Here is a 24,296-nt window from a genome sequence, read left to right as displayed (position 1 = left end):
TGTATGTTTTTTAAATGCAGAATTTTTGTTTTTATTGGGGTTTTGTGTTTGTTAAATGGTTGTTCAATTTCCCACCTTAATTTTCAGGAAGGGATTAAAAGCTTTCAAATTCAAGATTATCGTCAGGCATTTATACGCTTAAAGCCTGAAGCAGAAAAAGGACAGCCTGATGCCCAGTATGCTGTTGGGTATATGTATTATTATGGGCAGGGAGTCGTGGAAGACAGAAAAAAGGCGCTTTATTGGATTAAATGTGCTGCCAATGCCGGGCAGCCAGATGCGATTGCTGCGTTGAAAATATTAGGTCATTCAAAATAAAGAAAGTTTAATAAGCATTCCTTATATTGAAATGCTTTTCTTGTGTGGCGTAAAAGGAAAAGTAACCAGTCATGCATGAACGACGAGAGATAGAATATAGCAACCGTAAATGAGAAGCAGTAATCCGCCATGCCAGCGAGTAATTTTTTTTTCTCGCGATAATTAATTAATAGCAATACTCCTGTAATGATGAACATGATTGGAATATCCCGCCAAAGGATTGCATGATTAATGGCTGATGGATTAATAATTCCAGGAAATGCCATGACTAGTAAAAGGTTATACATATTAGAGCCTAGTATATTACCAACGGCAATATCGTCCAGGCCTTTGAATGCTGCGACCAGGGAAGTGGTTATCTGCGGAAGACTGGTGCCAATGGCAATAATGGTTAGGCCTATCTTTAATTCATTGACGCCAAACCACGTCGCCAATTGAACAGCACTGTTCACAACAAAATGCGCACTGAAAGGAAGTACTATCATACCCAGCAGTAAACTGAGTACATTGGCTTTCACCGAACGTGTAGTGACCATGTATTGTTTGTATTCTCTGGCAAAGATATCTCGGCTTGAATGTTGTGCTATAAAAATAAAATAACCAATCAGCACAATACAGCCCAAGATTAAAAGGCAGCCATCCAAAACGCCTAAATAACCATCAATCACTAAAGAGTAAGCAAACAACATACTTAAAATAAGCAGAGGATATTCACGCCGCAACAGAGATGAACGTGTTGTCAAAGGGCGCAGTAAGAGAATAAGACCGAGGATTAAACCAATGTTGGCGATGTTTGAGCCCACTGCATTCCCAATAGCCAAATCATTACGGCCTTCCATCGCAGAGAAAAGGCTGATGGTAATTTCTGGTGCAGAAGTAGCGATTGCAACGATTGTTAATCCTATGATTAATGGGGTAAGGCGGTAGTGGATGGCAATGCCGCTTGCACCAGTAATTAAATGATTTGCTGCCCAAATTAATCCTATAAAACCAAATAATAGGACAAGAATTATAATCATGCTCACTCTCACAAAAAGTTAGGACTTAACAGATTTTTTCTATTATAAGAATTTTTAATCGGTTATTGTTTTACAGTCCCTTGCTCAAATTCTTATTAAAATTTATTCTCTTCATAAGTCCCGAAAGTACAGATATCTAGCTCATCCTATATCGCCGCTCATAGTAAATAATAGAGGCTGGTATTGAGGATTGTTTTCAAGAATTGAGTCGTGTTAGGCCATCACCATTTTTAGCTTCATACAAGTAATTGTCAACCGCTTCTGCAAAGATAGATTAATTTACAAATTAAATTTTATAAGCTAGATATTAGCTATGGTAGAAAAAAATTTATGAGTGTATTGTGGTGCTCACAAGACAAGTTATTCGCACAGAAGGGGAGCAAGTTTCCTCCTCAGCATCACCTGGATTGGAAGCGTCAGCTGAACCTGTTTCTGCCTCACTGGCTGGTCCTTCTCAACCAAAAGCTATTTTAATTGCAGTCAGTGATGGTTTTGGTGGTTATGGAGATTTTTATTTGCCTTAAAGTTATCGGAGCAATTAAGAAAGCAGTATGCTGATGCTGGTGCAACCGTACCGCCTGTTTATCTGGTTACTCAGCCAAGTGGGCAACAAAAAATTCGCTCTCTCAAGGGGGATGTTGAATTTGGCGTGGATGTTTTATCGCCAGATGAACTGCAGGCAAAAGTAGACACAAGAGAAATTGAAGTAGGCACGCTTATCGAAGCCCCTGTTTTTCAGGCCGAGCTGATAGAAAGAATTGATAGCGCTCTGGAGAATGCGCGCGGTCGAATACCACTCATTATGATGCCCGAGTATGGCTATAATAGTGGATCAGACAGGGAAAGAATTGCTTTTCATTGCCGCTTACGCCAACTTCGATGTTCTCATCTTGAATACGCTAGTACCATTTATTCAGGATTTAAAGAAGACGCTGCCGAGTGTGGAATCTTGCTTAGTGAAGCCCTGGTTCATCCTGCCCCTCCTGAAGAATTGGTAAGCCAATTAGATGAAAAGGTTCGTAGGCCTCTTTTAGGTGCGTTAGATGCTATAGATATTGCTCGCTATCAGGAAACGACTGAATTGTGTATGCAATACAGCCATGATACTTATACCTCTGGTAAAAAACCAGCTGCTCATTTTCTGCAAATTCATCGTGAATTCTGTAAAACCAGCGATAAAAATCAAGACGTTGTGATGGTGGGTAAAAGCCAGGATGATAAACGCGCTGCTTTGGAAAGTATTAAAGACAAACTTATTGCCGATGGGTTTAAACGCATTAGCTTTTATAATTCAGAGAGCGGCGAAGAAGAGATTCTTTATGATGCTGGAGAAGTTGGTAAAGCCTATCGAGTTATTTACGCCAGTGGTATGTCACACACCTCCATGATTGCTTGCAATGCTTTATCTGGTCCATTAATTGGTTCTACTGGAGACCAATCTTTTGGTGAAGCATTAAGTAGCGGTAAAATGATGGTGTATGAATGCCTTTTTATCTTTAGAGTCTGTTTACATTTCATTTCACGGCTGCAAATTTATCTGATTGGCGCCACATGGCGTTTGAATTCGTTAAATAGGGCTTGCTATTCGCGGCATTCAAACGCAAAGTGACTCTGAATCACCTAAATTTTCGCTTTGTGAAATGAAATGTAAACAGCCCCTAATCTCATGATATTGAATTTCGGCCATTAAAAAATTGATCGATGATGACCCTTATAGGTTTTGCAAGTCCAAGGTGTTCAATGTCTTTGACCGAAAACCAACGTCCGGATGGTTCTGCAAGAGTAGTATCATGTGCCGGATGTACTTTCATAGAAATGGCTTCAATGTTTAAATGAAAATGGCTGAAGGTGTGTTTCATTGTTAGCAGTGTGGCCATTATGTCAGTCTCCAAGCCGTAGGTATTGAGTACATGGGTTACAGGACATGTTGCTTTATCAATTTTGGGCGTGCACCAAAGACTACCCCATAGACCTGAAGCTGGCTGTTTTTCAAGGTAGAATAAGTTATTCTCAGTGTACATGAGTAAAAATTGCTGCTCTTTAACAGGTTTTATTTTTTCAATTTTTTATGTGGATAATGAGCGACTTCATTCGTTTGATAGGCAAGGCATGTTGTATGTAAAGGGCAATTTGAGCAGTTTGGACTTTTTATGGTGCAGCACGTTGCTCCCAAGTCCATAATGGCTTGGGTATAAGCTGCGCAATCATGAAGGGGCATGCATTGCTTGGCAAGTTGCCAGAGTTGGCGAGTGACGGATGTTTGTTCCATTGAGCCTGCAATTAAAAAGTAGCGGCATAAAACCCGTTTGACATTGCCGTCCAAAATGGCGGTGGGTTTATTAAATGCTAATGAAGCAATTGCAGCAGCGGTGGATGGGCCGATGCCAGGCAATTTCATTAATGTTTCTATATCATCGGGAAAATAGTCGTGAAAATCATTGCAAATGATTTTGGCGGTTTTATGCAGGTTTCTTGCCCGACTGTAATAACCAAGACCAGACCACTGGGCTAATACTTGATCTTCTGAAGCACAGGCCAGAGTTCTCAACGTAGGAAACGTATTCATGAAACGCAGAAAATAGGGAATAACAGTTCTCACTTGAGTTTGCTGCAACATGATTTCAGATATCCAGACGGCATACGCATTACCTGGAATCTGCCAAGGCAAATCTTTGCGTCCATACTGATGAAACCACTGAAGTAAAGGAAGGGTAAAATGCTCGTAAATTTCCTGAGTACTCATGATGATTTAGCGAATTGATTTGAACATAAGCGAAACGTTGCAATAGAACCCGTCACGGCAAATAGAAGTGGTACAAGAAAACTAAGTTTCATATGGGTAAATTCAAACATAAGTACGATGGCAGTAATTGGCATCTTTTGAGCTGCTGCAAGAAAAGCTGTGGCGCCGACCACGGAAAAAGCATTCATTGAAGAACCCGGCCATAAGGTATTCCACAAACCGCCCAGTATCACACCTAATAGTGCGCCATTAGCTAATGAAGGGGTTAACAGACCTCCGTAACTTCCTGCTCTGAGACTCGACCAGGTGATTAATAGTCTAAGTATGAGTAGAATGCAACTGATTCCAACTCCTATCTCATCATCGAATTCTAGTTGTACTGGGCTTTTGCCATTTCCCAGTATGGCAGGAAAATACATGGCCAGAACACCAATGATGATGAAATTAAGCAAACATAATAAAGGCAGTGACCAACCACCGCGCGGTGCTTTGTGACGGCAGAGATTGGCAATGCGGATATACCAGAAAGCGGATAAACCGAAGACAGGACTTGAAAGAATGGACCAAAAAGTCAAGCTATGACTAACATGGTAGGTAGCAAGAGCGTATTGTGAGTGATTTCCAAGTCCAATCCATGATACCACGACGGCAATGGTTGATGTAGCAAAGGCCGGGATTAAAATGGACCAGTTAAGCGTGCATAATAACACTTCCAGGATGAATAATGCGCCTCCCAGGGGAACATTGTATACCGCGGCAAAACCAGCACCAGCACCGCAGGCCACCATAATTTGCGTATCTTTTATACTTAGTCCGGCTTTTGCTGAAAGCCATTCGGCAAAGACAGCGCTCATTTCCCTTGGGGCCGTTTCACGGCCAAGAGGTGATCCTAATGCGATGGTAATAATTTGTAATAATGCATGAATGATGGTTGTCCATTTTGGCATGGATATTTTATTTTTTACTGCATCGCCGACGCTAACCAACGGGTTGCCATAGCGGTGAAGCAACCACCAGCCACCACCGGCGATTACACCGCATAAAGTGAGGATAAGAAAGCGTCGTTGAGGCGAGGCGGCACGGACTCCTTCCAGGAATGTTTCATTGCTGACGATTTGCAAGGGGCTATAACCATAGGCCAAATGCTGGATGGAACGAAGAAGTAAAGCCAGCAACATACCAGCAAATCCCGAACTGATTCCAACCAGGATAATGATGCCAATGAGGACAGGGATTCTATTGGTCTTCATGGTTGTTTATCGCAGCCATTCTTCAAGCCCTTTTTGTAATTTTTTCAATGGCTTATCAAAAGATTTTTTTAATAAATATGTGGATATAACTGGACTGATTTTGCGTAAATCCGGATAAATCATTGGCATTGACATTTTTCCACTGAGTTTAAAAGGCAAGCCGTTATCGAATAATTCCTGAATTTTATTAATGGTTTTATCGGATGTGAGTAGTTTTATTAATAATTCGTTTGCAATCGAAAGATTGTTCAAATCAATTTGACCATAACCTTTAACTTGCAGTTGCTCGGCTTGCAGCAACAAAGAATCATTAAATAAAAGATCATGTTTTAAATCATATTGGATGCTAAGTAATTGAAATTTTGTTTTGCCTTCCTGGTACGCGGCCAGATTCATGTTATCTAGCAGTGAAGCGAGCGATGCATCAAAAGATTTTTGGGTCATTAAAAGGTCAATGGTTTCGGCGATATGGTTAACCAGTTTTTTGATATCGGCAAAATTTAAAAATCCATCTTTAATGGTTACATTTCCTTTCGCTTGCAAGCGATTTTGCCAGTTAGGTTCACTTAAATTACCGGAAGCATGCAAGGAAAAGTCCAGTTTTCCTTTAAGAAGATTATTACCCGTCAAATCATTTAGCAATTGTTTGGCATTAAGGCCTGTAGCAGTCTGACTTAGCGTAAATGCTTTGGATGTCATTCGATAATTTAAATGACCTATGGCTTCTCCCTCATATAATGAGAGATTTAAGGGATTTAAGGTAATTTCCCCTGATTTTGACATGGCATTGGCATTGATTTTGCCAATTTTAAATTGATTAAACTGGAGATTTTGCAGGAACAGTTGCCCATCAAGAGACAAATTTTGCATGATGGATTGTGGATGCGTCAGTGCCTCTGTGGTCAGGCGCGTTTTACCCTTGAAATTCAGTGTGGCATTGACCTGATTGTTCAGTAAGGATCCGGCAATATTACCTTTTAGCTGTATAGAGAAATAATGATTGTTTAAATTCAGTTGATCCACACCAATTTGCAAATCAGTCAGTGCAATATGGTTTTGATGATCCGTAATGATAAGTTGGCCATGGGTTAAAAGTAGAGTATCAATAGCAAATCTTGTCATGAATTGACTAGAGGATTTTGTTTCTGATGGCGCGTGTTTTGTTGATGTTTTATCTGGTTGCGGGGTGGCAGCGATTTCAGGATTGATATTGGCTGTAAAACCGTCAACGTTGATTTCATTAAAAATCAGCTTGCCTTTCATCAGCGGTGTCAGCTGTAAATTAAGATGCAAATTATCTATGAATAAAAAATAATAAGCTTTCTGTTTACTTTCACCAATTTGGATGTTGGTTACTTTTATTCCTGGCCGAGGGAACAATTGCCAATGGATATCCCCATCAATACGACTGTCTTGTCCAGTCAGAGAGGTAATTTGCTTATTCAATAACTCTTTTACAGATTCTGGTTTGATGAATTGAATGAGGGCCCAAAATACAAAGACTACTATGATAAGAAACATCCACAGGAGCAAGAAGGATTTTTTAATTAATTTCATAATGACTACAGCATGTTAATAAAATAAAAAAGATAATAATTGGTGCTAAACCACAAGCATATAGGCATACACCTTGTAAATCAATTTACCCCGTCACTTCTAGGTAAGAAACCTTATTTTTGGCTGAGCTTTTCCTTATAATGAAACAAGCCATTTTGCTCATGCAATCAACGTATGGCTGTATACCATAATCGGTTGTATCGTCAAATAATTTTAGTATTAAGCATGTTGCAATTTTACATATGGAAATGTTAATCTGATAGCCTTCCCCAATGAAAAAAGTAGTTGATTTAGCTTTCAAGTTGTACTCAGGATGAGACACTAAATAAAGGAGAGCATCATGCAACCGAGTCAATGGGAAGTTGTCATTTTAAAACCCACATCTGTCTTTCAATCATTTTTGGCTTCTCAGTTATCGGATATCGAATTGCCGGCCCTTAAGGTGTTGCAAACGGACACAACGGCTTACACCATCCGTAGACACGATAACGAAGAAGACACCTTAGATGAAATCGAGCGGCATTTTCCTTCCATGTTTCGCTATGAAATAAGCCGGTGGTTAGGAAAAGATGCTCGTAATGAGATTGAAGGCAGTTTTCTTGATTTTCTCTGTTGTTTCAAATTTGAATTACATTCGCAAATTGTATTGATGGAGCCATCCATACAGGACGGACAACAGTTAATTTGTATCAAACCACGGTCAGTCTTATTAAAATGGATGAAATCTTCTGTAGAAGACCAAAGCGAATTGGCAACGGTACTGGAGCAAGTCAATTTGTCGCATCTTGCTGAAAATGCAACGGTAGTGGTCAAGAATTTCAAACAACTCTCAGACATTAAACCTTTTATTAAACATTATTATCGACCAATCTACAAAGCTGAAATGCTGCGCATGTGTGACCGGGCAGAGCAATGGCCTGAAGTAGATTCTTTCCAAACATTTAGCCGATATTTTGCGGTTGAAATACATACTCAGTTGATTCATTTGCACTAAGGAGAGTGGGCTATGGAACCCGTTACTATAGCTATCATTGGTACAATGGTATTTGGTGCGGTGACTGCCTTATCTATATTTATTCGTCAGCTTTTATTAAGTCGAGACAAAATGCTGAATGATAAAGCACAGATGAGAGCATTGACGCAAGAGACACGAGAGCTGGAAAAAATGCGAATGCAGATGGAAAATGGCAGACGGTTTGATTCGCATTACCAGGTTCTTGGTGCAAATAAAGATGCGATTCAATATCTTGATCAAAAAATTGAAGAAATTCTCAGTAAGAAACTGGCTTTGATTCATCGGTATGCTGAGGCAGCATCCAAACAATCTCTGGCAACTATTCAGGGAGAAACGCCTGAAGAGCGTAAAATCATTTGCGATAAACTAAGACAGGAAGTGGATTATGAAATTGCGTTTTACGATAAGGAGTTAGAGCAATTACAAGCACGACGCGCTTCCATATGGGATTCACACGCTGACCTTCAGGGGTATTTATTGGAGCAAGAAAAAACCCGTAATCGCCAATTGGATGACATTTATCGGCGTCATACAAGTGTTCTGGAAAAAGTGTATATTCGACATAACGAAAATTCGGAACATGTGGCTACAGCATCCATTGATGCAGGAACGCAAGCGTTTAAATTACTAACCCAACCCTTACAGTTTCTGCTGCAGTTTTTCAGGCTATCGTCCAATATTACGCCCCAGAAAGCGAAAGAGGAGGCAGATTCCAGAAGTGAGGTTGAAGACGCTGAGCGTGATATTAACGAAGGTAACGATTATGAAGAGGATGATGAGAATAATTATTATGCTTCTGAAGAGTCCGCTTCAGAGTTAATGACTTAAAGCATTATCATGATTTGTTTTGATTGTTCTGATTATTTTTCGGACTTATCGAAAGATAATCAGAACAGTTTTTTAAGTTTTTTCAACCATCTTGTATTTACTCATAGAAATTTCAATTTGTTGGCTGAATGTTTGGAAGTAGCATTGGAGTGGTTTCTTTAGAACATTCATCTAGAACATTAACTATTTGACAGGTTGCTTATTATTAAAGCATAATCGGGTCGCTATATCATTAGATTTTACACACCTTATTCATTCCATATGTTTTTATGATGGAGGATTATAATGAAACTCAATGGATTCCGTTTTATCTGCCTGTTTGTTGCCTATTGCGTTTCCCTGTCTGCTTCCGCCGCTAAAATGGATGAATTATTGGCTTATGAAAGAAACACGATTGAAATCTTTCAAAAAGCTTCTCCCAAAGTCATTTATGTTCATCGCATAAAAACTGTGGTGAATGGTTCTTACGAATTGTTGCATATTCCCTCAGGGGCGGGATCAGGAATCATCTGGGATAAAGAAGGTCATGTGGTCACTAACTTTCATGTGATCAACGGCGCTGATAATTTAGCCGTCAGCATTGGAAAGTATACTTTTCCGGCAAAAGTGATAGGGGCAGAGCCACGTAAGGATATTGCAGTGCTTGCTTTAACTTCCCCTAAAGCTCGTGAATTGTTGCAATCATTTACGCCGTTTGAGATAGCTCATACGGATGAGTTATTGGTGGGGCAAAAAGCCATTGCTATTGGTAACCCTTTTGGCCTGGATCATAGCTTAACCATGGGCGTGATTTCTGCGCTTGGTAGGCAAATGCCTGGTATAGGGGGCGTGACGATTCGAGATATGATTCAAACGGATGCTTCTATTAATCCGGGTAATTCTGGTGGCCCATTGTTAGACAGTTCAGGGCGATTAATAGGAATGAATACAGCCATTTATTCACAATCTGGATCGTCTGCAGGTGTAGGATTTGCGGTTCCTGCCGATGAAATTGTGCGTATTGTCAGTCAGATTATAAAAAATGGGCGAGTGGTTTTGGCAGGCATTGGTGTACAGCGTGTCGATCCAAGCGTTGCTTTGCGACTTGGAGTTAAAAAAGGTATTTTAATTTCGGAGGTATTGCCTAACTCACCAGCAGCTCAGGCAGGATTACGCGGTACCTATCGTGATCATTGGGGACGAATCCATTTGGGGGATGTGATTGTTGCCTTAGATGGTCAACCAGTGGGTAATTATGATACTTTGTATAATTTGCAGACGAAGTTGAACATAGGGCAGGAAATTACTTTGACCGTATTACGCAATGGAAAGCGTCTTAACTATAAGATGAAAACCATTGATATTGCTGCCTATTGAAGACAAGTTAAGAATTTTTTAAAAAGGGGTAAAGTGAATGAGACATGAAGTGTTATTGGTTACATTGGAGGATAAACCACAAGGATTTACCGACGGTGATATGCGGTTATTTGCTACACTGGATGCTGTTGAATTAAGGGCGATGGCGCAACATCGTTCACTGAAGGCAAATCGAACGATTTTACATCGTTTGGTGTTGACAGAAGGTGCTTGCCCTGAAGAAATAAAAGAACAATTTTTTAGAAATCTTGCAACATTATTGTCTTTAATGAAGCCTGTCTTAACGGAGGATGATACAAAACGCTTAACGCATCATGTTCTGATTACGGCTAATGTACCTTATGTTAAAGAGCTTGTTCGTACAGCCACAGAGCTTGAATTGGAGGTATTTTCGAATCGAGCGGTTATTGCAACTCATTTGGATTCACAGGAGTATTCTCATCGAGCAATGCGGTGTAGGGAGCTTGGTATAACCGTTCCCACAAAAGAAGAAATCAGACGACATAGTCAAAAAGTACTTCGTACAGAGGTTGCTGTGGCCAGTGTTTCGGTTGCTCCGGTGGTTGCGGAGAAAGAATCTGAATTTCTTCGCGAAATGTTGCTTGCGGTAGAAAGCAAGCTCGCTCGTGTGGAAAGAGAAAAGACGACCGCTGCAGAAGAACTTAGAAAGCTGCAAGAGCAACATGCTGAAACCCAGGCTTTATTAGGAGAAGCACAAGAGCGTTTGGCTAAAGTAGATGGTTTGGACAGTGAATTGGCACGTGAAAAAGAGCAACGAGAAACAGTGCAGGCACAATTACAGAGAACGAGAGCCAAGCTGCAACAAGCCAAAGACAGGGAAGCGCTTCTTAATGATAACCTGGATAAAGCTAACGAAAAAGCAGCTAGCTTGGAAGATGAATTGGCTCAGGCGGTGGCTGAGGCCAGAGAGTTGCAGCGATTAAATCAGCAGTTAACCGTTCAAAGTGGTGAGTTTCGTCGTCGAGAAAGGGCGACTACATTGCAACTGGAGCATGCCCAGCGCGCACAAACCCTGCTTCAGCAAGGCATGACTGCCTTAGCTATGGCCAATGGTGCCACGCCTGAGATTTCAGAAGGGGATGTTGTGTCGGCTGCGGCAAGAACAACTCACAGACGTCCTGCAGCACGTGAGGATCTTGCTGAAGCCGCAGCAGCATCTTTTTCAGGCGAAAGAATGTCTTCTCGTAAACGCTCAGCCGCACAACCGTCTGATGATTTAGAATTGGATAGCAGACAAGCTCCTACAGCTGCAGCGCCATCGGTAGCTCATTCTTCAAGCAGTATGTTTGCTAGTCGTAAACGCGCTGCGGCAAGCGAAGTATTGCCTGAGGCACCGGAATTTAAGCGCGTTCCCTCTCTACTCTGATGACAAGCAGCATTTGAAATCTACCATGTACACATACTCCGCAGAAGGGGAGTATGTGTTTTTGCCATTGAATATGGCCGAGGAAAAAAGCAGTTTGCAAGAAAGGCTGAATTTGATATTAATAACCGTATTGTTTTTGATAAGAGAGCAGTTTTTCAACTTTTTGATGTTCTTCTTGTTTTTCAAATAATCAATCAAATCGAACAGCGTGAGGATAGAAAATACCTGGATTCCTTGCTGTTGAATGTCTTGTATTGCTGATTGATGACTTAGACCTCGCTCACAACGATCGAGCGCAATGATAACCGTCGTTAATTGCCCGCCGTTTTCTTTAATTAATTGCTGTGCTTCACGAAATGCAGTGCCAGCTGTGATGACATCATCAATAATTACTGTTTTACCACTTAGTGGTGCCCCAATCAAATGCCCTCCCTCGCCATGGTCTTTGGCTTCTTTGCGATTAAAGGTAACCGTTGTGGTGATATTCAGGCTCGCAAGGGCAATGGCTGTTGCCGTGGCCAAAGGTAAGCCTTTATAGGCGGGACCAAAAAGATGCTGAAAATCCACTTTATTCTGCATAAGAACATTCGCATAAAATATCCCAAGGCGGCGTAAAGCATCACCTTGATAAAATAATCCGGCATTGAAAAAATAAGGACTTATCCGACCTGACTTCAGAGTAAATTCACCAAATTTTAATGCATTACATTGTAATGCTAGTTTTATAAAAGCTTCTTTTGACGTATTCATACATACTCCTAGGCAATTAAATTTATATTTATAATAGAGTGGTGAGGGAGCCCTTGGATGGCCATCCAGTTACAAACATATTGTCATACATAGAAAAACCATTAATAATCAATAAAAAAATGATATGCTGGTATTGTTGAAATCGTGATAATGATGGTATTTTAACGCAAGTTCACTGATTATTTTGATTTGAACTGAATTAAAAATGGAATTTATAATTCTTGAAAGCAACAAGTCTCAGAAAATACGCTTTTATGACACATCTTTGTAGCGTATCATTGATTTTTCTTGGATAATCTTCAAGAACTTATTTGTAAATTTCACTTATAGCAGATTTAAAGACTAAGAAGAGGAATAGTGAAAATGTCGCAGAGAGAAACTGGACAAGTAAAGTGGTTTAATGAAAAAAAAGGATTTGGTTTTATCATTAATCAGCAAGGGGACGATATCTTTGTCCATTATAAGGATATACAGGGTGTTGGTTTTAAAACTCTGCGTGAAAACGACATAGTAAGTTTTATTCTTGATAAAGGGCCTAAAGGTTTAAAGGCCCAAGACGTCATTATCATGAATGAATGAAAATAAGCAAATTGCGGTAATCACTGGTGCTGCGGACGGCATTGGTCTGGCTTTGGCAAAAATTTGCCTGCAGAGACAAATGCAAGTGGTTATGGCAGATAATGCAAAAGATGACTTGCAAGCTCGCGTCAATGAGTTAAGTCAACAAGCAGCTACGGAAGTGCTTGGCATTGTCTGTGATGTAAGCCGGGAAGAAGAAGTTAGACGATTAGCAGACCATAGTATGGGCCATTTTGGGCGCATTGATTTGCTTATTAACAATGCTGGAATCAGCGGTCGTTTGGCACCAGTGTGGAAGTTATCTGCGGCAGAAATTCGACAGGTGTTCGATGTCAATGTATTTGGCGTGATTCATGGAGTACAAGCTTTTCTGCCTTATATGCTTAAACAACAGCATTCTTCTCATATTGTTAATATGGCAAGTTTTTACGGCCTATGCAGTGGATCGAATATGTCTGCCTATGCCATGTCCAAACATGCTATTGTTAGTTTATCAGAATCCTTGTATTTTGAGTTGCAACCATTAAACCCGAGCATTCATGTTTCCGTTGTTTGTCCTTCATTTGTTAACACCAATCTATTAATTAATTCTTTTTCCGCTAACGCGGAACCTATCCATAAGAAAGTCATGGAGCTTATGGGGCGTGGGCGACCGACGGAAGATGTAGCACAGCATATTATGCATGAAATCAATAAAAAAACGTTTTATATCCTGCCAGATAAAGAGGTTAAGGAATATTGTGTACAGCGTACGCAAGCCATTATCGAGCAAACAATGCCTAATGAATATGCTATGGAAAAAATTATGAGGGCATTAAGTAGAAGGCATCCATCATAATCCCTAGATTCCTTGTTAGATAGATAAAGGGACTCGTTACATCATGACACCAATATTTTTTATTTTAATGGAATAGTCAGTCGAATAACAAACAGGCGCACCAGTTTTTAAAGAATACAATTAGGATAGGCATGGGATTATTATTACAGCTTTTAAGAAAAAAAATTTCTTTCCTCTTTTCTGTACCCAATTTTTTGGTGCATTTAATGATAATGCTTATAAGTTGGCCATGTTAACGTTAATCAGCTATTTTTTAAGTACTTCACAAGCTCAATCTGAAACCTATCAGGCCATAGCTGGTGGACTATTTATTTTCCCTTTTTCTTATTTTCGGCCACTGCGGGTCAAATGGCAGATAAGTATGATAAGGCGCGAATGACGCGCTTTATTAAGTTGTTTGAAATGTTCTTGATGATTCTTGGTGGGTTTGGTCTTTATTGGGGCCATGTTACGATGATGATGATCATTTTGACCGGTATGGGCATCCATTCAACTTTTTTTGGACCAATCAAATACGCCATTTTGCCTACCCATTTACCCAAAAAAGAATTATTAGGAGCAACAGCGTTAATTGAGGGAAGTACTTTCCTTGCCATCCTTCTTGGTACTACTTTAGGTGCACTAAGCATTGGCGGTATATCAGGAGGAGTAATCTATGCCATTTTTTTAACCTGTATGGCGGCTCTGCTTGGGTTAGTTGCAAGCTTTTTTATTCCATCAGCGCCATCCAAGGCAAAGGATTTATACATTGACTGGCGGCTGCTGCGAGCGACTTATCGTATGCTTAAAGACATCATGCGCAATAAGCATATTATTCCTGTGCTGTTAGCCATATCCTGGTTTTGGTTGATAGGTACTGTGATCCTGACCAAGCTGCCTGATTATACAAATTACGTGTTAAAAGCGGAAACATCCGTTTTTGCAGTATTTCTTGCCTTGTTTTCCATCGGCATTGCTGCAGGTTCTCTTACCATTAGTCAGCTATTAAAAGGCAGAATAACATTAAAATATGTACCACATGCAATGATTATCTTGTCAATCTTTGCCTGCGATTTATACTGGGCAACGCCATCTGCGAATACAGAGGATTCTTTGCAATTGCTGCAGGAGTTTTTTAGTCGGATTGCTCACGTGCGTGTGGCGGTTGATTTGTTCCTTATTGCGTTTTCAGGGGGATGTTTATAGTCCCATTGTACACGTTTTTGCAAATTGTCAGTGAAGAAACGTTTAGAGCGCGAACAATTGCAGCCAATAATATCCTAAATGCATTATTCATGGTGGCTGGAACCATATTCGTGATGATGCTTTTGTATTTTCATATGGCAATTTCGGAAGTGTTTCTTATTCTGGGTCTGTTAAATATTTGTGCAGCGGCAATATTTTGGCGTCCACTTACGAAACACTCCTAATGCGATTGGCTTACGACTTGTTTGCCAGCCAGTCACGTGCAGGCAAAAAATCAGTATATAAGGTTGCTTCAGGACTATTTTCTTCCGGTTGCCAATTGTAATGCCAGTGTACTTGCGGGGGGAGAGACATAAGAATCGATTCAGTACGTCCTCCTGATTGCAGGCCAAACAATGTGCCGCGATCATAAATAAGATTAAATTCCACATAACGTCCACGACGATAGAGTTGGAATGCTTTTTCTTTTGCGCCAAATGACAGTGATTTACGTTTTTCCACAATAGGGGCGTATGCTTTCATGAAATGGTTGCCTATGCTTTTCATTAAATCAAAACTGTGTTCAAATCCCTGTTCATTATAGTCATCAAAGAAAAGACCACCAATTCCGCGTGCTTCATGGCGGTGTGGAAGATAAAAATAGCGGTCACACCATTCTTTAAACCGGGGATAAACGTCTTTACCATAAGGTTCGCATGCCTGATGAGCCATGTGATGCCAGTGTTGGCAATCTTCTTGAAATCCATAATAGGGGGTTAAATCAAATCCGCCACCAAACCACCAGATAGGGGACATTCCTTGTTTTTCAGCAACAAAAAATCGAACATTTGCATGCGTGGTAGGTACATAAGGGTTATCAGGATGGATGACAAGGGAAACACCTAACGCTGAAAATTGACATCCAGCCAGTTCGGGTCGAATGGCACTGGCAGAGGGGGGGAGTTGCTCGCCACTGACGTGTGAAAAATTTACACCAGCTTTTTCAAACGTTGCACCTGCAGAAAGCACACGCGAAATACCGCCCCCGCCTTGCGAGCGAGTCCAGGAATCCTCTATGAATCTGGTTGCTCCGTCCAAGGCTTCCAGTTCATTGCAAATGTTGGTTTGCAATTGTAAAAGATATGTTTTGACCAATTCAATGGCGTTGTTTGGCAATGGATGTACATCAGTCATGATTATATAACTCCTAGCTCAATTAGACGCTCTTGTAAAAATTGTCCCGCTGTTTTTTGTAAAGAAAGTTGCACTTCGGGACGAGGATGCAGAAATAATGGCATGGAGAGCCGAGCTTCATTGCTCCCCTCGGGATTGACTACTTGATGAGTGGTGGAACGATAAAAGTCATTGGTTGCCAGTGCAAGCATGTCTCCTACGTTAACCACGATGTTTTCTTTTGAACAAGGAACTTCATGCCATTGCCCTTGGTTGTCTTTTACCTGTAAACCCGACGTTGTTGCACCAACTAAAAGAGTTAGTAAATTAATGTCTTCGTGGGCTGCAGCGCGCACAGCACCAACAGGTTCGTCACCCGATAATGCCGGATAATGCAGGATGCGTAGCATCGTTTGTTCACTGTCTCTGATCATTGCAGATAATGGCATGGATAATTGTTCGGCAATAACCACCGGCAATTCGACCTCTAGCCAATTCAGCAGAGTGGCTGCTAACTCGGTTAATTGGCGGTATAATGCTTTCGTGTTGGCACTCACCGAGGAAGGATATTGTCCCCACGGATAATATTGATAAAATTCCTTTAAATCTTTTAATGTGGCGCCTTTGGCTTTTTCCGAAATGGTCATGGGAAAATAGCCGTCTTGCGTTTCTTTTTTGTAAAGATAATCGTGCTTGTCTTGCCGATTAAAAAATTCGTGCCACTCGTCATAGATAGAGTCAATCAAATCGTTGTCAATTGGGTGATTTTCCAGAATGGCAAAACCGGTATGTCTGAGGGATTCACTGAATATTTTTGCTGCTTGCGGTTGGGTAAAATCGATTTTTAAAACACGCATGTCACAACCTGTCAAGGTAAGTTTCATATTACTGCCGCCATTATACCATGGCTAATCGCAGTAAATCTCTTTTTATTATCCATGACAGGGCAAAATCATACTTTGATTGTATTACACCTTAATTTGTGCCATATGTTCGTACATATTTTGGTCAAAATTGGAATGATGTATAATCTTTCATTTGTCAGGAAGTTTATTCGTGTCTGCCGTACTTTGTTCGCAATCTCCTCTCATATCTTCTCTGGCCATTGCGCCTATGATTGATTGGACTTATACCCATTTTAGGGTTTTTATGCGCATGCTTGCTCCCAAAGCGCTTTTATATACGGATATGCAAACTCCAGGCGCCGTTTTTAATAATTCATCTCGAGCCTTGGGATTTCATCCCATGGAAAATCCTTTGGCTCTACAACTTGGTGGGGCGGATAAAAAAGCATTAGTTTTAAGCGCAAAAAAAGCAGAGCAGCAAGGTTTTAATGAAATAAATTTAAATTTGGGTTGCCCCAGTGATCGAGTTCAGGCTGGACGTTTCGGTGCTTGTTTAATGGCAGAGCCTGAGCATGTTGCTGATTGCATTACTGCGATAAAACAGGCTGTGTCTATTCCGGTGACTGCCAAAACTCGTATTGGCATTGATCACCAGGACAGTTACGATTTTTTTTCGGCGTTTGCACATCGCTTGATTGCCTCTGGATGCGATAAACTTCTTGTGCATGCGCGCAAAGCATGGTTGCGGGGATTAAATCCAAAACAAAATCGTACTATTCCTCCCTTACATTACGAGTACGTATACAACATTAAACAGGAATTACCATCCGTACCAATAGTCATCAATGGAAACATTAATAGTTTGGAAGCTATCCGCCTGCATCTTCAGCAGGTGGATGGTGTCATGCTTGGAAGATTGGCTTGTCAAAATCCTTATGCAATTGCCATCATTCATCATGGCTTATACCCACAGATACCGTTGTTAAAACGTTCTGTCGTTTTGCAACAGTATTTGGATTATCTCAAAACCGCTTATGCCCATGGAGTGGCGATGAGTATTTTGCTCAAACCCATATTGGGATTAGCCCATGGTTTACCAGGGGCAAAATTATGGAAAGAGTTGTTGAGCAATGCCCAACGTGGGGGGGTAATTCCAGAGCATCGAAATGCAATTTCAATGATGGAAAACATGGAACAGCATGATTCGGATGATGTTTCATTGCTATCTTGTCAGGCATTAAATGATGGCTGATGCTATGATAATCATGTAGGACTTATGAAAAACGCCTATCTTTATGTTAAAAAGAAATTTTGATTTGGTCATTAGGTAATCTAAACTCCCGCCTCAAAATTTATTTTTGCTTTAACTTTGTGATTTTTTGTAAGTCACTTTCGCAGTGAGATTGTTTATTTTATTATCAGAAGTCTTTCCCGCAAGTGGTTATTCATGGCTTTTGTAGCTGATTTCTAGTAAATTAAGCAATTTTGAAATTTGGATTGTTGAGAGGATTGTAAAGGCCATGCTGAATACGTTGATGAAGAAGATGTTTGGTAGCCGCAATGAGCGCACTTTAAGGCGCATGGAAAAAACTGTATCAGCTATTAATGCCTTTGAATCTCAAATGCAGGCTTTGACTAATGAACAATTGGCAGCAAAAACTGCACATTTTAAAGCCCGTATGGCGGATGGAGAAACACTTGATGAATTATTGGCGGAAGCATTTGCAGTAGTTAGGGAGGTATCGGTACGTACCCTGGGGCTGCGTCATTTTGATGTGCAATTGATCGGCGGGATGGTGTTGCATGAAGGTAATATTGCGGAAATGCGTACGGGTGAAGGTAAAACGTTGGTGGCGACTTTACCCGCTTATCTTAATGCTCTTACTGGTCGGGGTGTGCATGTAGTGACCGTCAATGATTACCTTGCCAAACGGGACAGCCAATGGATGAAACCTATTTATGAATTTTTAGGTTTAAGCGTTGGGGTAATCTATCCGGACATGCCGCATGCAGAAAAACAAGCGGCTTATCAGGCGGATGTTCTTTATGGCACAAACAATGAATTTGGTTTCGATTATCTGCGCGATAACATGGCATTCAGTCTTGAAGATAAAGTTCAGCGCGAGCTGCATTTTGCAATCGTTGATGAAGTTGATTCCATTTTAATTGATGAAGCACGCACACCGTTAATTATTTCTGGTGCAGCAGAGGATAGCTCGGATCTTTACATGAAGATCAATCAACTTATTCCTCAGTTAAAACAGCAACAGGAAGAAGGAGATGGTGGGGATTACACGATTGATGAAAAACAAAAACAAGCGCATCTGACGGAGACAGGCCACCAGCGTATTGAAGAATTATTGGCTAAAGCGAAGCTTCTGGACCCTGGTGAAAGCCTTTATCATGCCAGCAATATCATGCTCATGCATCATGTCAACGCTGCCTTGAGAGCGCATACGATGTTTCATCGTGATGTGGATTATATCGTGCAAAACAAGCAAGTCGTGATTGTGGATGAGCATACGGGTCGAACCATGCCAGGCAGACGTTGGTCTGAAGGGTTGCATCAGGCGGTTGAAGCCAAAGAAAATGTGCCAATTCAGAACGAGAATCAGACATTAGCTTCCATTACATTCCAGAATTTTTTCCGTCTTTACGATAAATTATCAGGAATGACCGGCACAGCAGATACAGAGGCTTATGAGTTTCAGCAAATCTATCATCTGGATGTGGTGGTTATTCCAACCAATAAGCCAATGCTTCGTGTGGATCAGCCAGATTTAGTTTATTTAACTCAACAGGATAAATACCTGGCAATCATTGAAGACGTTCGTGATTGCGTGGCTCGTAAACAGCCGGTACTGGTCGGAACGGCGTCTATTGAAGCGTCTGAGTTATTGAGCAATTTATTAAAAAAATCAAATATTAAGCATCAGGTATTAAATGCCAAATTTCATGAAAAAGAGGCGCAGATTATTGCTGAAGCAGGGCGTCCAGGGGTAGTGACCATTGCCACCAACATGGCTGGCCGAGGAACGGACATTGTATTGGGTGGTAATCTTGCTGCTGAACTTGGCGAGTTGTCAGACGATGCAAGTGAAGCGGATCACGATGCAGTGAAAAAAGACTGGCAAAAGAGGCATGAAGCGGTGGTTGCTGCTGGTGGCTTGCGTATTATTGGTTCTGAGCGTCATGAGTCACGCCGTATTGACAATCAATTACGTGGTCGTGCTGGTCGTCAAGGGGATCCGGGAAGCAGTCGTTTTTATTTATCTCTTGATGATAATTTAATGCGTATTTTTGCGTCGGAACGCGTCGCTGCCATGATGCGTCGATTGGGTATGAAACCTGGCGAGCCAATAGAACATAATTTGGTCACAAGAGCCATTGAAAATGCCCAGCGAAAATTGGAAGGACATAACTTTGATATAAGAAAACAATTACTCGAATACGATAATGTGGCAAATGATCAAAGAAAAGTGATTTATTCACAACGGTCAGACATGATGGCAATGCATGACCCATTAGAGTCCGTCCAAGCGATTCGTGAAGATGTTTTGGGTGCTCTGGTGGACAGTTATATTCCTCCACAAAGCATGGAAGATCAATGGGATGTAAAATCATTACAGCAAGTTTTACGTGATGATTTTAAATTAAACACACCCGTTCAACAGTGGGTAGAGCAAGATCACAGCATTCAGCCAGAACAAATCAAGGAAAAAATAATAGCATCTTGCACAGAACAATATCGGGAAAAGGAAAAACAGATAGGTCGGGATGTTTTGGCGCAATTTGAGAAGTCAGTGATTTTACAAACGTTGGATAATCACTGGCGGGAGCACTTGGCAGCGATGGATCATTTGCGCCAAGGCATTCATTTACGTGGCTATGCGCAAAAAGATCCTAAGCAAGAGTATAAACGTGAAGCATTTACTTTATTTTCTATGATGCTGGATAATATGAAATACGACATCATTCGCTTGCTTTCTTCTCTTGAGGTGCAGACCGAAGATGATGTGGATGCGGTGGAAGAACAACGTCGTGCTGAACAAATTCAAAAAATGCAGTTTATCCACCAGAGTGACGTTCAAGCTTCTGAAGAAGATGAGGGTGGTGTGACTACATTTAAACGCTCCGAGAAAAAGATTGGCCGTAACGAGCCATGTCCATGCGGCTCCGGAAAAAAATATAAAACCTGTCATGGTACGATAAAATGAACGTTGCAGTGGCTGTAATTATTGATGCTGAAAAACGGGTTCTGATTACCAGGCGTCCAGAACAGGCTTCTTATGGTGGGCTGTGGGAATTCCCTGGCGGAAAATTAGAACTGGGTGAAAGCCCAGTTTCGGCTTTAATGCGCGAAATCAAGGAAGAAGTCGGGCTGGACGTCATTGATTGTGATTTTTTAGGCAATGTTCATTACACCTATGACCAATGCGAAGTTAATTTATTGATCTATCATGTGACTCATTTTACTGGCCATGCGACCTGTCGTGAGTCACAGATGGATTTGTGTTGGGCGGATTTGGTGTCTTTGCCCCAATTTGAATTTCCTGCTGCCAACATGAGTATTATTCATATGATTCGGCAAAAATTGTATTCTGAAGAAATGGCCTGATTTTTTATTCCTAGCTTAAAAGAGAAGGTGTGATAAAGGGCATTTAATTGTTAGAGTTGACAAATGGCTAAATCAATAGCGGTATTGGTATGACGTACTTCATTCATTGATTTAGCTTCACATAGTCTCAAACTTAAGCCATGATGACCAAGCTGCATTTGAGGCACAATCCCGCAATCTTTGTCCATTCTTAATAAAATTAAATGGCATGAAGTTTTTGATGGTAAAGAACGTTGATAAAAACCACTAAGCATATCAATTTTGTCAAATTCTGCAGTATTTCGTAATAAAGCCAAATAAATTGAAACCGTATCGGATAAGGATTGCAATTGTTTTAGCCAGGCATTCAAATCATATTGCCTTTTTTTAGGCTCATTTTCCAGCCACATTAAAAGTTGCGGTGAATGTAATTCACAGTCATTGTGCTCGCCTGCCTGAGCAAGCCGGATGGATTGTAGAAAAGGATCGCTATGAATGTTTTCACCAAATCGTCCTGCGGCATGACTAAGAAATTGAATTTGTACAAAGAGATTGGCATAGAGTGAGTTTGATATGATGATTTCAGCTTTATTCAAAATATGTTCGATACGCATCAATTCTTTTAAAAATCGACTTTTAAGTTCAGGTTTTTCAATCAATTTAATGACTTCAATGATATTTTTTAAAGCATAATGATGAATAACCGGATGCGTTTCTTCGCATGCCTGATTAATCGTAAGAAAAAGACATTCCAGCCGTAAGGCTACCTTGGATAAAAATGGGTTGCTAATTGAAAAGTTATCGTATCATGATGCATAAATGGATGCTGTCCTTTGCTTGTTTGAACAAGCCTATCATAAAATTAATTGAACACAAAAAATATGGCTAATTTATTAGCATTTAATATCTTGCATAAAAAAATAATATTCTTTAGCAAACAGGAACTTACTTAATTCATAAATTCCAAATGTTATAAAAGGTGCCGCAAATACATCAATACTGTAATGGATATGGCCAATAAGTACAATATACGCAAAAAATAGACTGGCTGCGAGCGAAAAATAACGCAGGGTTTTATTTCGCCAGAATAAAAGTGCAAGCAAGAAAGGTCCTCCAACATGCCCAGAAAAAAACAAGTCACCATTAAAGAGAAAGAATGATGAAAAATTTTCAGGAATGATTAACTGATTTGGTGGTGCACCAAGATGAGTCAAGCAAATAAAGGCGCTGCGGGTTATAATAAACACACTGGCTGTTTTGGTTATGAATGGAATCATTCCCGGTCGCATTAAAATATACATAGCAACGACAAACCAAAATAACAACGCTGCATACACATGAACAAATGTGACATCATACACAGGTAAGAGATTAAGAAGCAAATCATCGACCGGGTTTCCTGCTATGGCAGAAGCGTACAATCCAGCGCTATTGGCGATAAAAAACTGATGATTAATAAGGAAAATCCGGTTGTTAACGATCGTAAAAAACCGGGTTTTTGTGAGAGTGTTATGTAACGATCGACTAATATTTTCATTGGCTCATCATCTTTAAATAAAGCTGCTCATAGTGTTTGGTCGTTGCATGAATGTTATGAGACTCCGCTTTTTTTCTACTTTCAATGCCCATGCGTCGACTTTTTTCGGGATGACCAAGAACCTCAGCGAGATAGTATGACAAACTTGCAATGTCATTAGGTGGGAAAAGATAACCATTGACATCCGGTTGGACCAGCTCAGGCAATGCCATGGCATTCGCAGCAACCAGAGGCAAGCCAGAAGCAATTGCTTCAAGGGCGACAATACTTTGTAATTCAGCGGTTCCTGCATTTACAAAGCAATCGGCCAATCCATAAATTAGAGGATATTCCTCATCGCTCAAATACCCCGTAAAAGTGACGTGCTGGTCTATATTCAGATGTTTTGCTAGTTTTTCCAATGCGGGCTGTTCTTTACCACGGCCGGTTAAAATAAAATGGGCGTCTACTTGCTGCCTAACTAAATGAAATGCTTTAAGTACTATGTCCAGATTTTTTTCCCGATCAAGACGTCCTGTGTATAACAGGATTGGTTTATCGGGAATTTGGAATCGTTGACGAAGCGTCTTCGCATCCTGGTGGGGGCTGAATTTTTTTAAATCCACCCCACAAGAAATAACATGAATGGTTTTATGTAAATGAACTGATTTTAACAGGTTAGCCGCGGTTTCAGTCGGCGTAGTCACCATATTTACGTGCGATAGCATATCAACCACAATACGCCAAGTGTAACGCTTGAACCAGGTTTCATACTTTTTGGGAAGATGGGTATAGTGAAAAAAATTTTCTGGCATGAAGTGATTGGTAGCCATTAAAGGGATATTGAGCTTGCGACATGCCCTGTAACATAATCCACCCAGGAAAAACTTTCCTTGTAAGTGGACCACATCGGGTTTAAAGTTTAGGATGGCCTTGATGATATGACGTTTAATAAAAATAGGCCAGCAGACCCGAAAATTCTTATAGTTCGGAATTGGCCATGAGCGTATGGTACAAAGTGGAACCCCATCATAGGTAGTGTAGCCTTGTTTTAAGCTTCTCGATGGGCATAAGACTAAAACGTCATGTCCTCTTGCTTGTAATGATTTAGCCAGGCGATGAGTAAAGTAGGCCCCTCCGTTTAGGTCTGGTGGATAGCTGTCTAGTACAGTCAATATCTTCATAAAAAAGTTATTAGTCCAATTAATAGCCTATAAGATTAACATTTGCTCATATTGATCGCAAGAAAAATTGAATGCATGATAGAGCCCTCTGTTTTATCATCCATTAAAAATAGAAACCAAATAGAAACAAAATCAATCTTATTGATTATAAAGTATACTCGAAGTATAATAAATGTT

The 24,296-nt window shown here is 40.5% G+C and carries 23 protein-coding genes and 2 pseudogenes; 13 read left to right on the top strand and 12 right to left on the bottom strand.

Features of this window, described 5'->3' with window-relative positions; all coding sequences use genetic code 11:
- Nucleotides 1-3 precede the first annotated feature (3 nt).
- Nucleotides 4-318 (top strand): tetratricopeptide repeat protein, encoded by a 315-nt coding sequence (locus tag LOA_RS08450; protein WP_025385951.1) that lies wholly within the window; start codon nt 4-6, stop codon nt 316-318.
- Here LOA_RS08450 and LOA_RS08445 read toward each other — a convergent pair.
- Entirely contained in the window at nt 306-1,337 is a 1,032-nt protein-coding gene (locus tag LOA_RS08445; RefSeq protein ID WP_025385950.1) for a calcium/sodium antiporter, read from the bottom strand. The two genes, LOA_RS08450 and LOA_RS08445, sit on opposite strands and share 13 nt — an antisense overlap.
- Nucleotides 1,338-1,681: 344 nt before the next feature.
- Between LOA_RS08445 and LOA_RS08440 the strand changes: the two genes are divergently transcribed.
- Together LOA_RS08440 and LOA_RS08435 are read left to right on the top strand one after the other, a co-directional pair.
- On the top strand, nt 1,682-1,861 hold the full coding sequence (locus LOA_RS08440) for a hypothetical protein (protein ID WP_147370116.1): 180 nt from the start codon (nt 1,682-1,684) through the stop codon (nt 1,859-1,861).
- A gap of 125 nt (nt 1,862-1,986) precedes the next feature.
- Nucleotides 1,987-2,946 (top strand): hypothetical protein, encoded by a 960-nt coding sequence (locus LOA_RS08435; protein WP_025385948.1) that lies wholly within the window; start codon nt 1,987-1,989, stop codon nt 2,944-2,946.
- A gap of 55 nt (nt 2,947-3,001) precedes the next feature.
- Here the strand turns inward: LOA_RS08435 and LOA_RS15375 are convergent, their stop codons facing one another.
- From LOA_RS15375 to LOA_RS08420, 4 genes are read right to left on the bottom strand one after another with little or no spacing between them, the layout of a single operon-like run.
- The gene (locus LOA_RS15375; protein ID WP_238551203.1) at nt 3,002-3,358 is read right to left on the bottom strand and encodes an NUDIX domain-containing protein; all 357 of its coding nucleotides are present in this window, start codon (nt 3,356-3,358) and stop codon (nt 3,002-3,004) included.
- Nucleotides 3,359-3,387: 29 nt separating this feature from the next.
- On the bottom strand, nt 3,388-4,080 hold the full coding sequence (gene mutY / locus LOA_RS15370; RefSeq protein WP_238551202.1) for an A/G-specific adenine glycosylase: 693 nt from the start codon (nt 4,078-4,080) through the stop codon (nt 3,388-3,390).
- Nucleotides 4,077-5,330, bottom strand: coding sequence for a chloride channel protein (locus tag LOA_RS08425; protein WP_025385947.1), 1,254 nt, complete (start codon nt 5,328-5,330; stop codon nt 4,077-4,079). The genes mutY and LOA_RS08425 overlap by 4 nt, the downstream gene beginning before the upstream one ends.
- A 6-nt stretch (nt 5,331-5,336) precedes the next feature.
- A complete protein-coding gene (locus LOA_RS08420; protein WP_042238872.1) occupies nt 5,337-6,887 on the bottom strand; it encodes an AsmA family protein in 1,551 nt (516 codons plus the stop codon).
- A gap of 340 nt (nt 6,888-7,227) precedes the next feature.
- Between LOA_RS08420 and LOA_RS08415 the strand changes: the two genes are divergently transcribed.
- The 4 genes from LOA_RS08415 (at nt 7,228) to LOA_RS08400 (ending at nt 11,473) form a co-directional block, all read left to right on the top strand.
- Nucleotides 7,228-7,881, top strand: coding sequence for a hypothetical protein (locus LOA_RS08415; RefSeq protein WP_025385945.1), 654 nt, complete (start codon nt 7,228-7,230; stop codon nt 7,879-7,881).
- A gap of 12 nt (nt 7,882-7,893) precedes the next feature.
- A complete protein-coding gene (locus LOA_RS08410; protein WP_025385944.1) occupies nt 7,894-8,730 on the top strand; it encodes a hypothetical protein in 837 nt (278 codons plus the stop codon).
- A 285-nt stretch (nt 8,731-9,015) separates the two neighbouring features.
- Nucleotides 9,016-10,086, top strand: a complete 1,071-nt coding sequence (locus LOA_RS08405; protein WP_025385943.1) for a S1C family serine protease — start codon at nt 9,016-9,018, stop codon at nt 10,084-10,086.
- Between the two features lie 37 nt (nt 10,087-10,123).
- Nucleotides 10,124-11,473 carry a hypothetical protein gene (locus LOA_RS08400; RefSeq protein ID WP_025385942.1) on the top strand — a complete coding sequence of 450 codons (1,350 nt, stop codon included), beginning with the start codon at nt 10,124-10,126 and terminating at the stop codon, nt 11,471-11,473.
- 118 nt (nt 11,474-11,591) lie between these two features.
- On the opposite strand, the pseudogene pyrE reads toward LOA_RS08400, so the two are convergent.
- Nucleotides 11,592-12,223: pseudogene (gene pyrE, locus LOA_RS08395) on the bottom strand (orotate phosphoribosyltransferase).
- Nucleotides 12,224-12,586: 363 nt separating this feature from the next.
- Between pyrE and LOA_RS08390 the strand changes: the two are divergent.
- The 3 genes and pseudogenes from LOA_RS08390 to LOA_RS08380 all read left to right on the top strand — a co-directional run bounded on the left by LOA_RS08390 (nt 12,587) and on the right by LOA_RS08380 (nt 15,049).
- Nucleotides 12,587-12,802 (top strand): cold-shock protein, encoded by a 216-nt coding sequence (locus LOA_RS08390; RefSeq protein ID WP_025385940.1) that lies wholly within the window; start codon nt 12,587-12,589, stop codon nt 12,800-12,802.
- On the top strand, nt 12,795-13,640 hold the full coding sequence (locus LOA_RS08385; protein ID WP_035894715.1) for an SDR family NAD(P)-dependent oxidoreductase: 846 nt from the start codon (nt 12,795-12,797) through the stop codon (nt 13,638-13,640). Before LOA_RS08390 ends, LOA_RS08385 begins: the two co-directional genes overlap by 8 nt.
- Nucleotides 13,641-13,776: 136 nt before the next feature.
- Nucleotides 13,777-15,049: pseudogene (locus LOA_RS08380) on the top strand (MFS transporter).
- Nucleotides 15,050-15,059: 10 nt separating this feature from the next.
- Here the strand turns inward: LOA_RS08380 and hemF are convergent.
- Together hemF and LOA_RS08370 are read right to left on the bottom strand one after the other, a co-directional pair.
- Nucleotides 15,060-15,998 carry an oxygen-dependent coproporphyrinogen oxidase gene (gene hemF / locus LOA_RS08375; protein ID WP_025385939.1) on the bottom strand — a complete coding sequence of 313 codons (939 nt, stop codon included), beginning with the start codon at nt 15,996-15,998 and terminating at the stop codon, nt 15,060-15,062.
- 2 nt (nt 15,999-16,000) lie between these two features.
- Nucleotides 16,001-16,861 (bottom strand): isopenicillin N synthase family dioxygenase, encoded by an 861-nt coding sequence (locus LOA_RS08370; RefSeq protein WP_237757989.1) that lies wholly within the window; start codon nt 16,859-16,861, stop codon nt 16,001-16,003.
- Between the two features lie 172 nt (nt 16,862-17,033).
- Between LOA_RS08370 and dusA the strand changes: the two genes are divergently transcribed.
- The 3 genes from dusA to mutT all read left to right on the top strand — a co-directional run bounded on the left by dusA (nt 17,034) and on the right by mutT (nt 21,440).
- Nucleotides 17,034-18,074 (top strand): tRNA dihydrouridine(20/20a) synthase DusA, encoded by a 1,041-nt coding sequence (gene dusA, locus LOA_RS08365; protein ID WP_272946919.1) that lies wholly within the window; start codon nt 17,034-17,036, stop codon nt 18,072-18,074.
- 268 nt (nt 18,075-18,342) lie between these two features.
- Entirely contained in the window at nt 18,343-21,039 is a 2,697-nt protein-coding gene (gene secA / locus LOA_RS08360) for a preprotein translocase subunit SecA (RefSeq protein WP_025385936.1), read from the top strand.
- Nucleotides 21,036-21,440, top strand: a complete 405-nt coding sequence (gene mutT, locus LOA_RS08355) for an 8-oxo-dGTP diphosphatase MutT (protein WP_025385935.1) — start codon at nt 21,036-21,038, stop codon at nt 21,438-21,440. Before secA ends, mutT begins: the two co-directional genes overlap by 4 nt.
- A 50-nt stretch (nt 21,441-21,490) precedes the next feature.
- Here mutT and zapD read toward each other — a convergent pair whose 3' ends face one another.
- The 4 genes from zapD to LOA_RS08340 all read right to left on the bottom strand — a co-directional run bounded on the left by zapD (nt 21,491) and on the right by LOA_RS08340 (nt 24,119).
- Nucleotides 21,491-22,120, bottom strand: coding sequence for a cell division protein ZapD (zapD, locus tag LOA_RS08350; protein ID WP_238551375.1), 630 nt, complete (start codon nt 22,118-22,120; stop codon nt 21,491-21,493).
- A gap of 192 nt (nt 22,121-22,312) precedes the next feature.
- On the bottom strand, nt 22,313-22,840 hold the full coding sequence (locus tag LOA_RS08345; RefSeq protein ID WP_238551201.1) for a sphingomyelin synthase family protein: 528 nt from the start codon (nt 22,838-22,840) through the stop codon (nt 22,313-22,315).
- Nucleotides 22,822-22,956 (bottom strand): hypothetical protein, encoded by a 135-nt coding sequence (locus LOA_RS15850; protein WP_274544552.1) that lies wholly within the window; start codon nt 22,954-22,956, stop codon nt 22,822-22,824. The genes LOA_RS08345 and LOA_RS15850 overlap by 19 nt, the downstream gene beginning before the upstream one ends.
- Nucleotides 22,953-24,119 (bottom strand): glycosyltransferase family 4 protein, encoded by a 1,167-nt coding sequence (locus LOA_RS08340; RefSeq protein ID WP_025385934.1) that lies wholly within the window; start codon nt 24,117-24,119, stop codon nt 22,953-22,955. The genes LOA_RS15850 and LOA_RS08340 overlap by 4 nt, the downstream gene beginning before the upstream one ends.
- Nucleotides 24,120-24,296 lie beyond the last annotated feature (177 nt).

The sequence above is a fragment of the Legionella oakridgensis ATCC 33761 = DSM 21215 genome (assembly GCF_000512355.1).
Classification (GTDB): Bacteria; Pseudomonadota; Gammaproteobacteria; order Legionellales; family Legionellaceae; genus Legionella_A; species Legionella_A oakridgensis.
This window is presented reverse-complemented; position numbering and strand designations above follow the sequence as displayed.

Bases quoted from the DNA above. Each gene is read 5' to 3' on its own strand.
- mutY (WP_238551202.1), bottom strand. From the start codon at position 4,080: ATGAGTACTCAGGAAATTTACGAGCATTTTACCCTTCCTTTACTTCAG.
- LOA_RS08450 (WP_025385951.1), top strand. From the start codon at position 4: ATGTTTTTTAAATGCAGAATTTTTGTTTTTATTGGGGTTTTGTGTTTG.
- LOA_RS08445 (WP_025385950.1), bottom strand. From the start codon at position 1,337: ATGATTATAATTCTTGTCCTATTATTTGGTTTTATAGGATTAATTTGG.
- LOA_RS08415 (WP_025385945.1), top strand. From the start codon at position 7,228: ATGCAACCGAGTCAATGGGAAGTTGTCATTTTAAAACCCACATCTGTC.
- LOA_RS15375 (WP_238551203.1), bottom strand. From the start codon at position 3,358: ATGTACACTGAGAATAACTTATTCTACCTTGAAAAACAGCCAGCTTCA.
- secA (WP_025385936.1), top strand. From the start codon at position 18,343: ATGCTGAATACGTTGATGAAGAAGATGTTTGGTAGCCGCAATGAGCGC.
- LOA_RS08410 (WP_025385944.1), top strand. From the start codon at position 7,894: ATGGAACCCGTTACTATAGCTATCATTGGTACAATGGTATTTGGTGCG.
- LOA_RS15850 (WP_274544552.1), bottom strand. From the start codon at position 22,956: ATGAAAATATTAGTCGATCGTTACATAACACTCTCACAAAAACCCGGT.
- LOA_RS08370 (WP_237757989.1), bottom strand. From the start codon at position 16,861: ATGAAACTTACCTTGACAGGTTGTGACATGCGTGTTTTAAAAATCGAT.
- LOA_RS08385 (WP_035894715.1), top strand. From the start codon at position 12,795: ATGAATGAAAATAAGCAAATTGCGGTAATCACTGGTGCTGCGGACGGC.
- mutT (WP_025385935.1), top strand. From the start codon at position 21,036: ATGAACGTTGCAGTGGCTGTAATTATTGATGCTGAAAAACGGGTTCTG.
- LOA_RS08405 (WP_025385943.1), top strand. From the start codon at position 9,016: ATGAAACTCAATGGATTCCGTTTTATCTGCCTGTTTGTTGCCTATTGC.
- LOA_RS08425 (WP_025385947.1), bottom strand. From the start codon at position 5,330: ATGAAGACCAATAGAATCCCTGTCCTCATTGGCATCATTATCCTGGTT.
- hemF (WP_025385939.1), bottom strand. From the start codon at position 15,998: ATGACTGATGTACATCCATTGCCAAACAACGCCATTGAATTGGTCAAA.
- LOA_RS08400 (WP_025385942.1), top strand. From the start codon at position 10,124: ATGAGACATGAAGTGTTATTGGTTACATTGGAGGATAAACCACAAGGA.
- LOA_RS08420 (WP_042238872.1), bottom strand. From the start codon at position 6,887: ATGAAATTAATTAAAAAATCCTTCTTGCTCCTGTGGATGTTTCTTATC.
- LOA_RS08340 (WP_025385934.1), bottom strand. From the start codon at position 24,119: ATGAAGATATTGACTGTACTAGACAGCTATCCACCAGACCTAAACGGA.
- LOA_RS08390 (WP_025385940.1), top strand. From the start codon at position 12,587: ATGTCGCAGAGAGAAACTGGACAAGTAAAGTGGTTTAATGAAAAAAAA.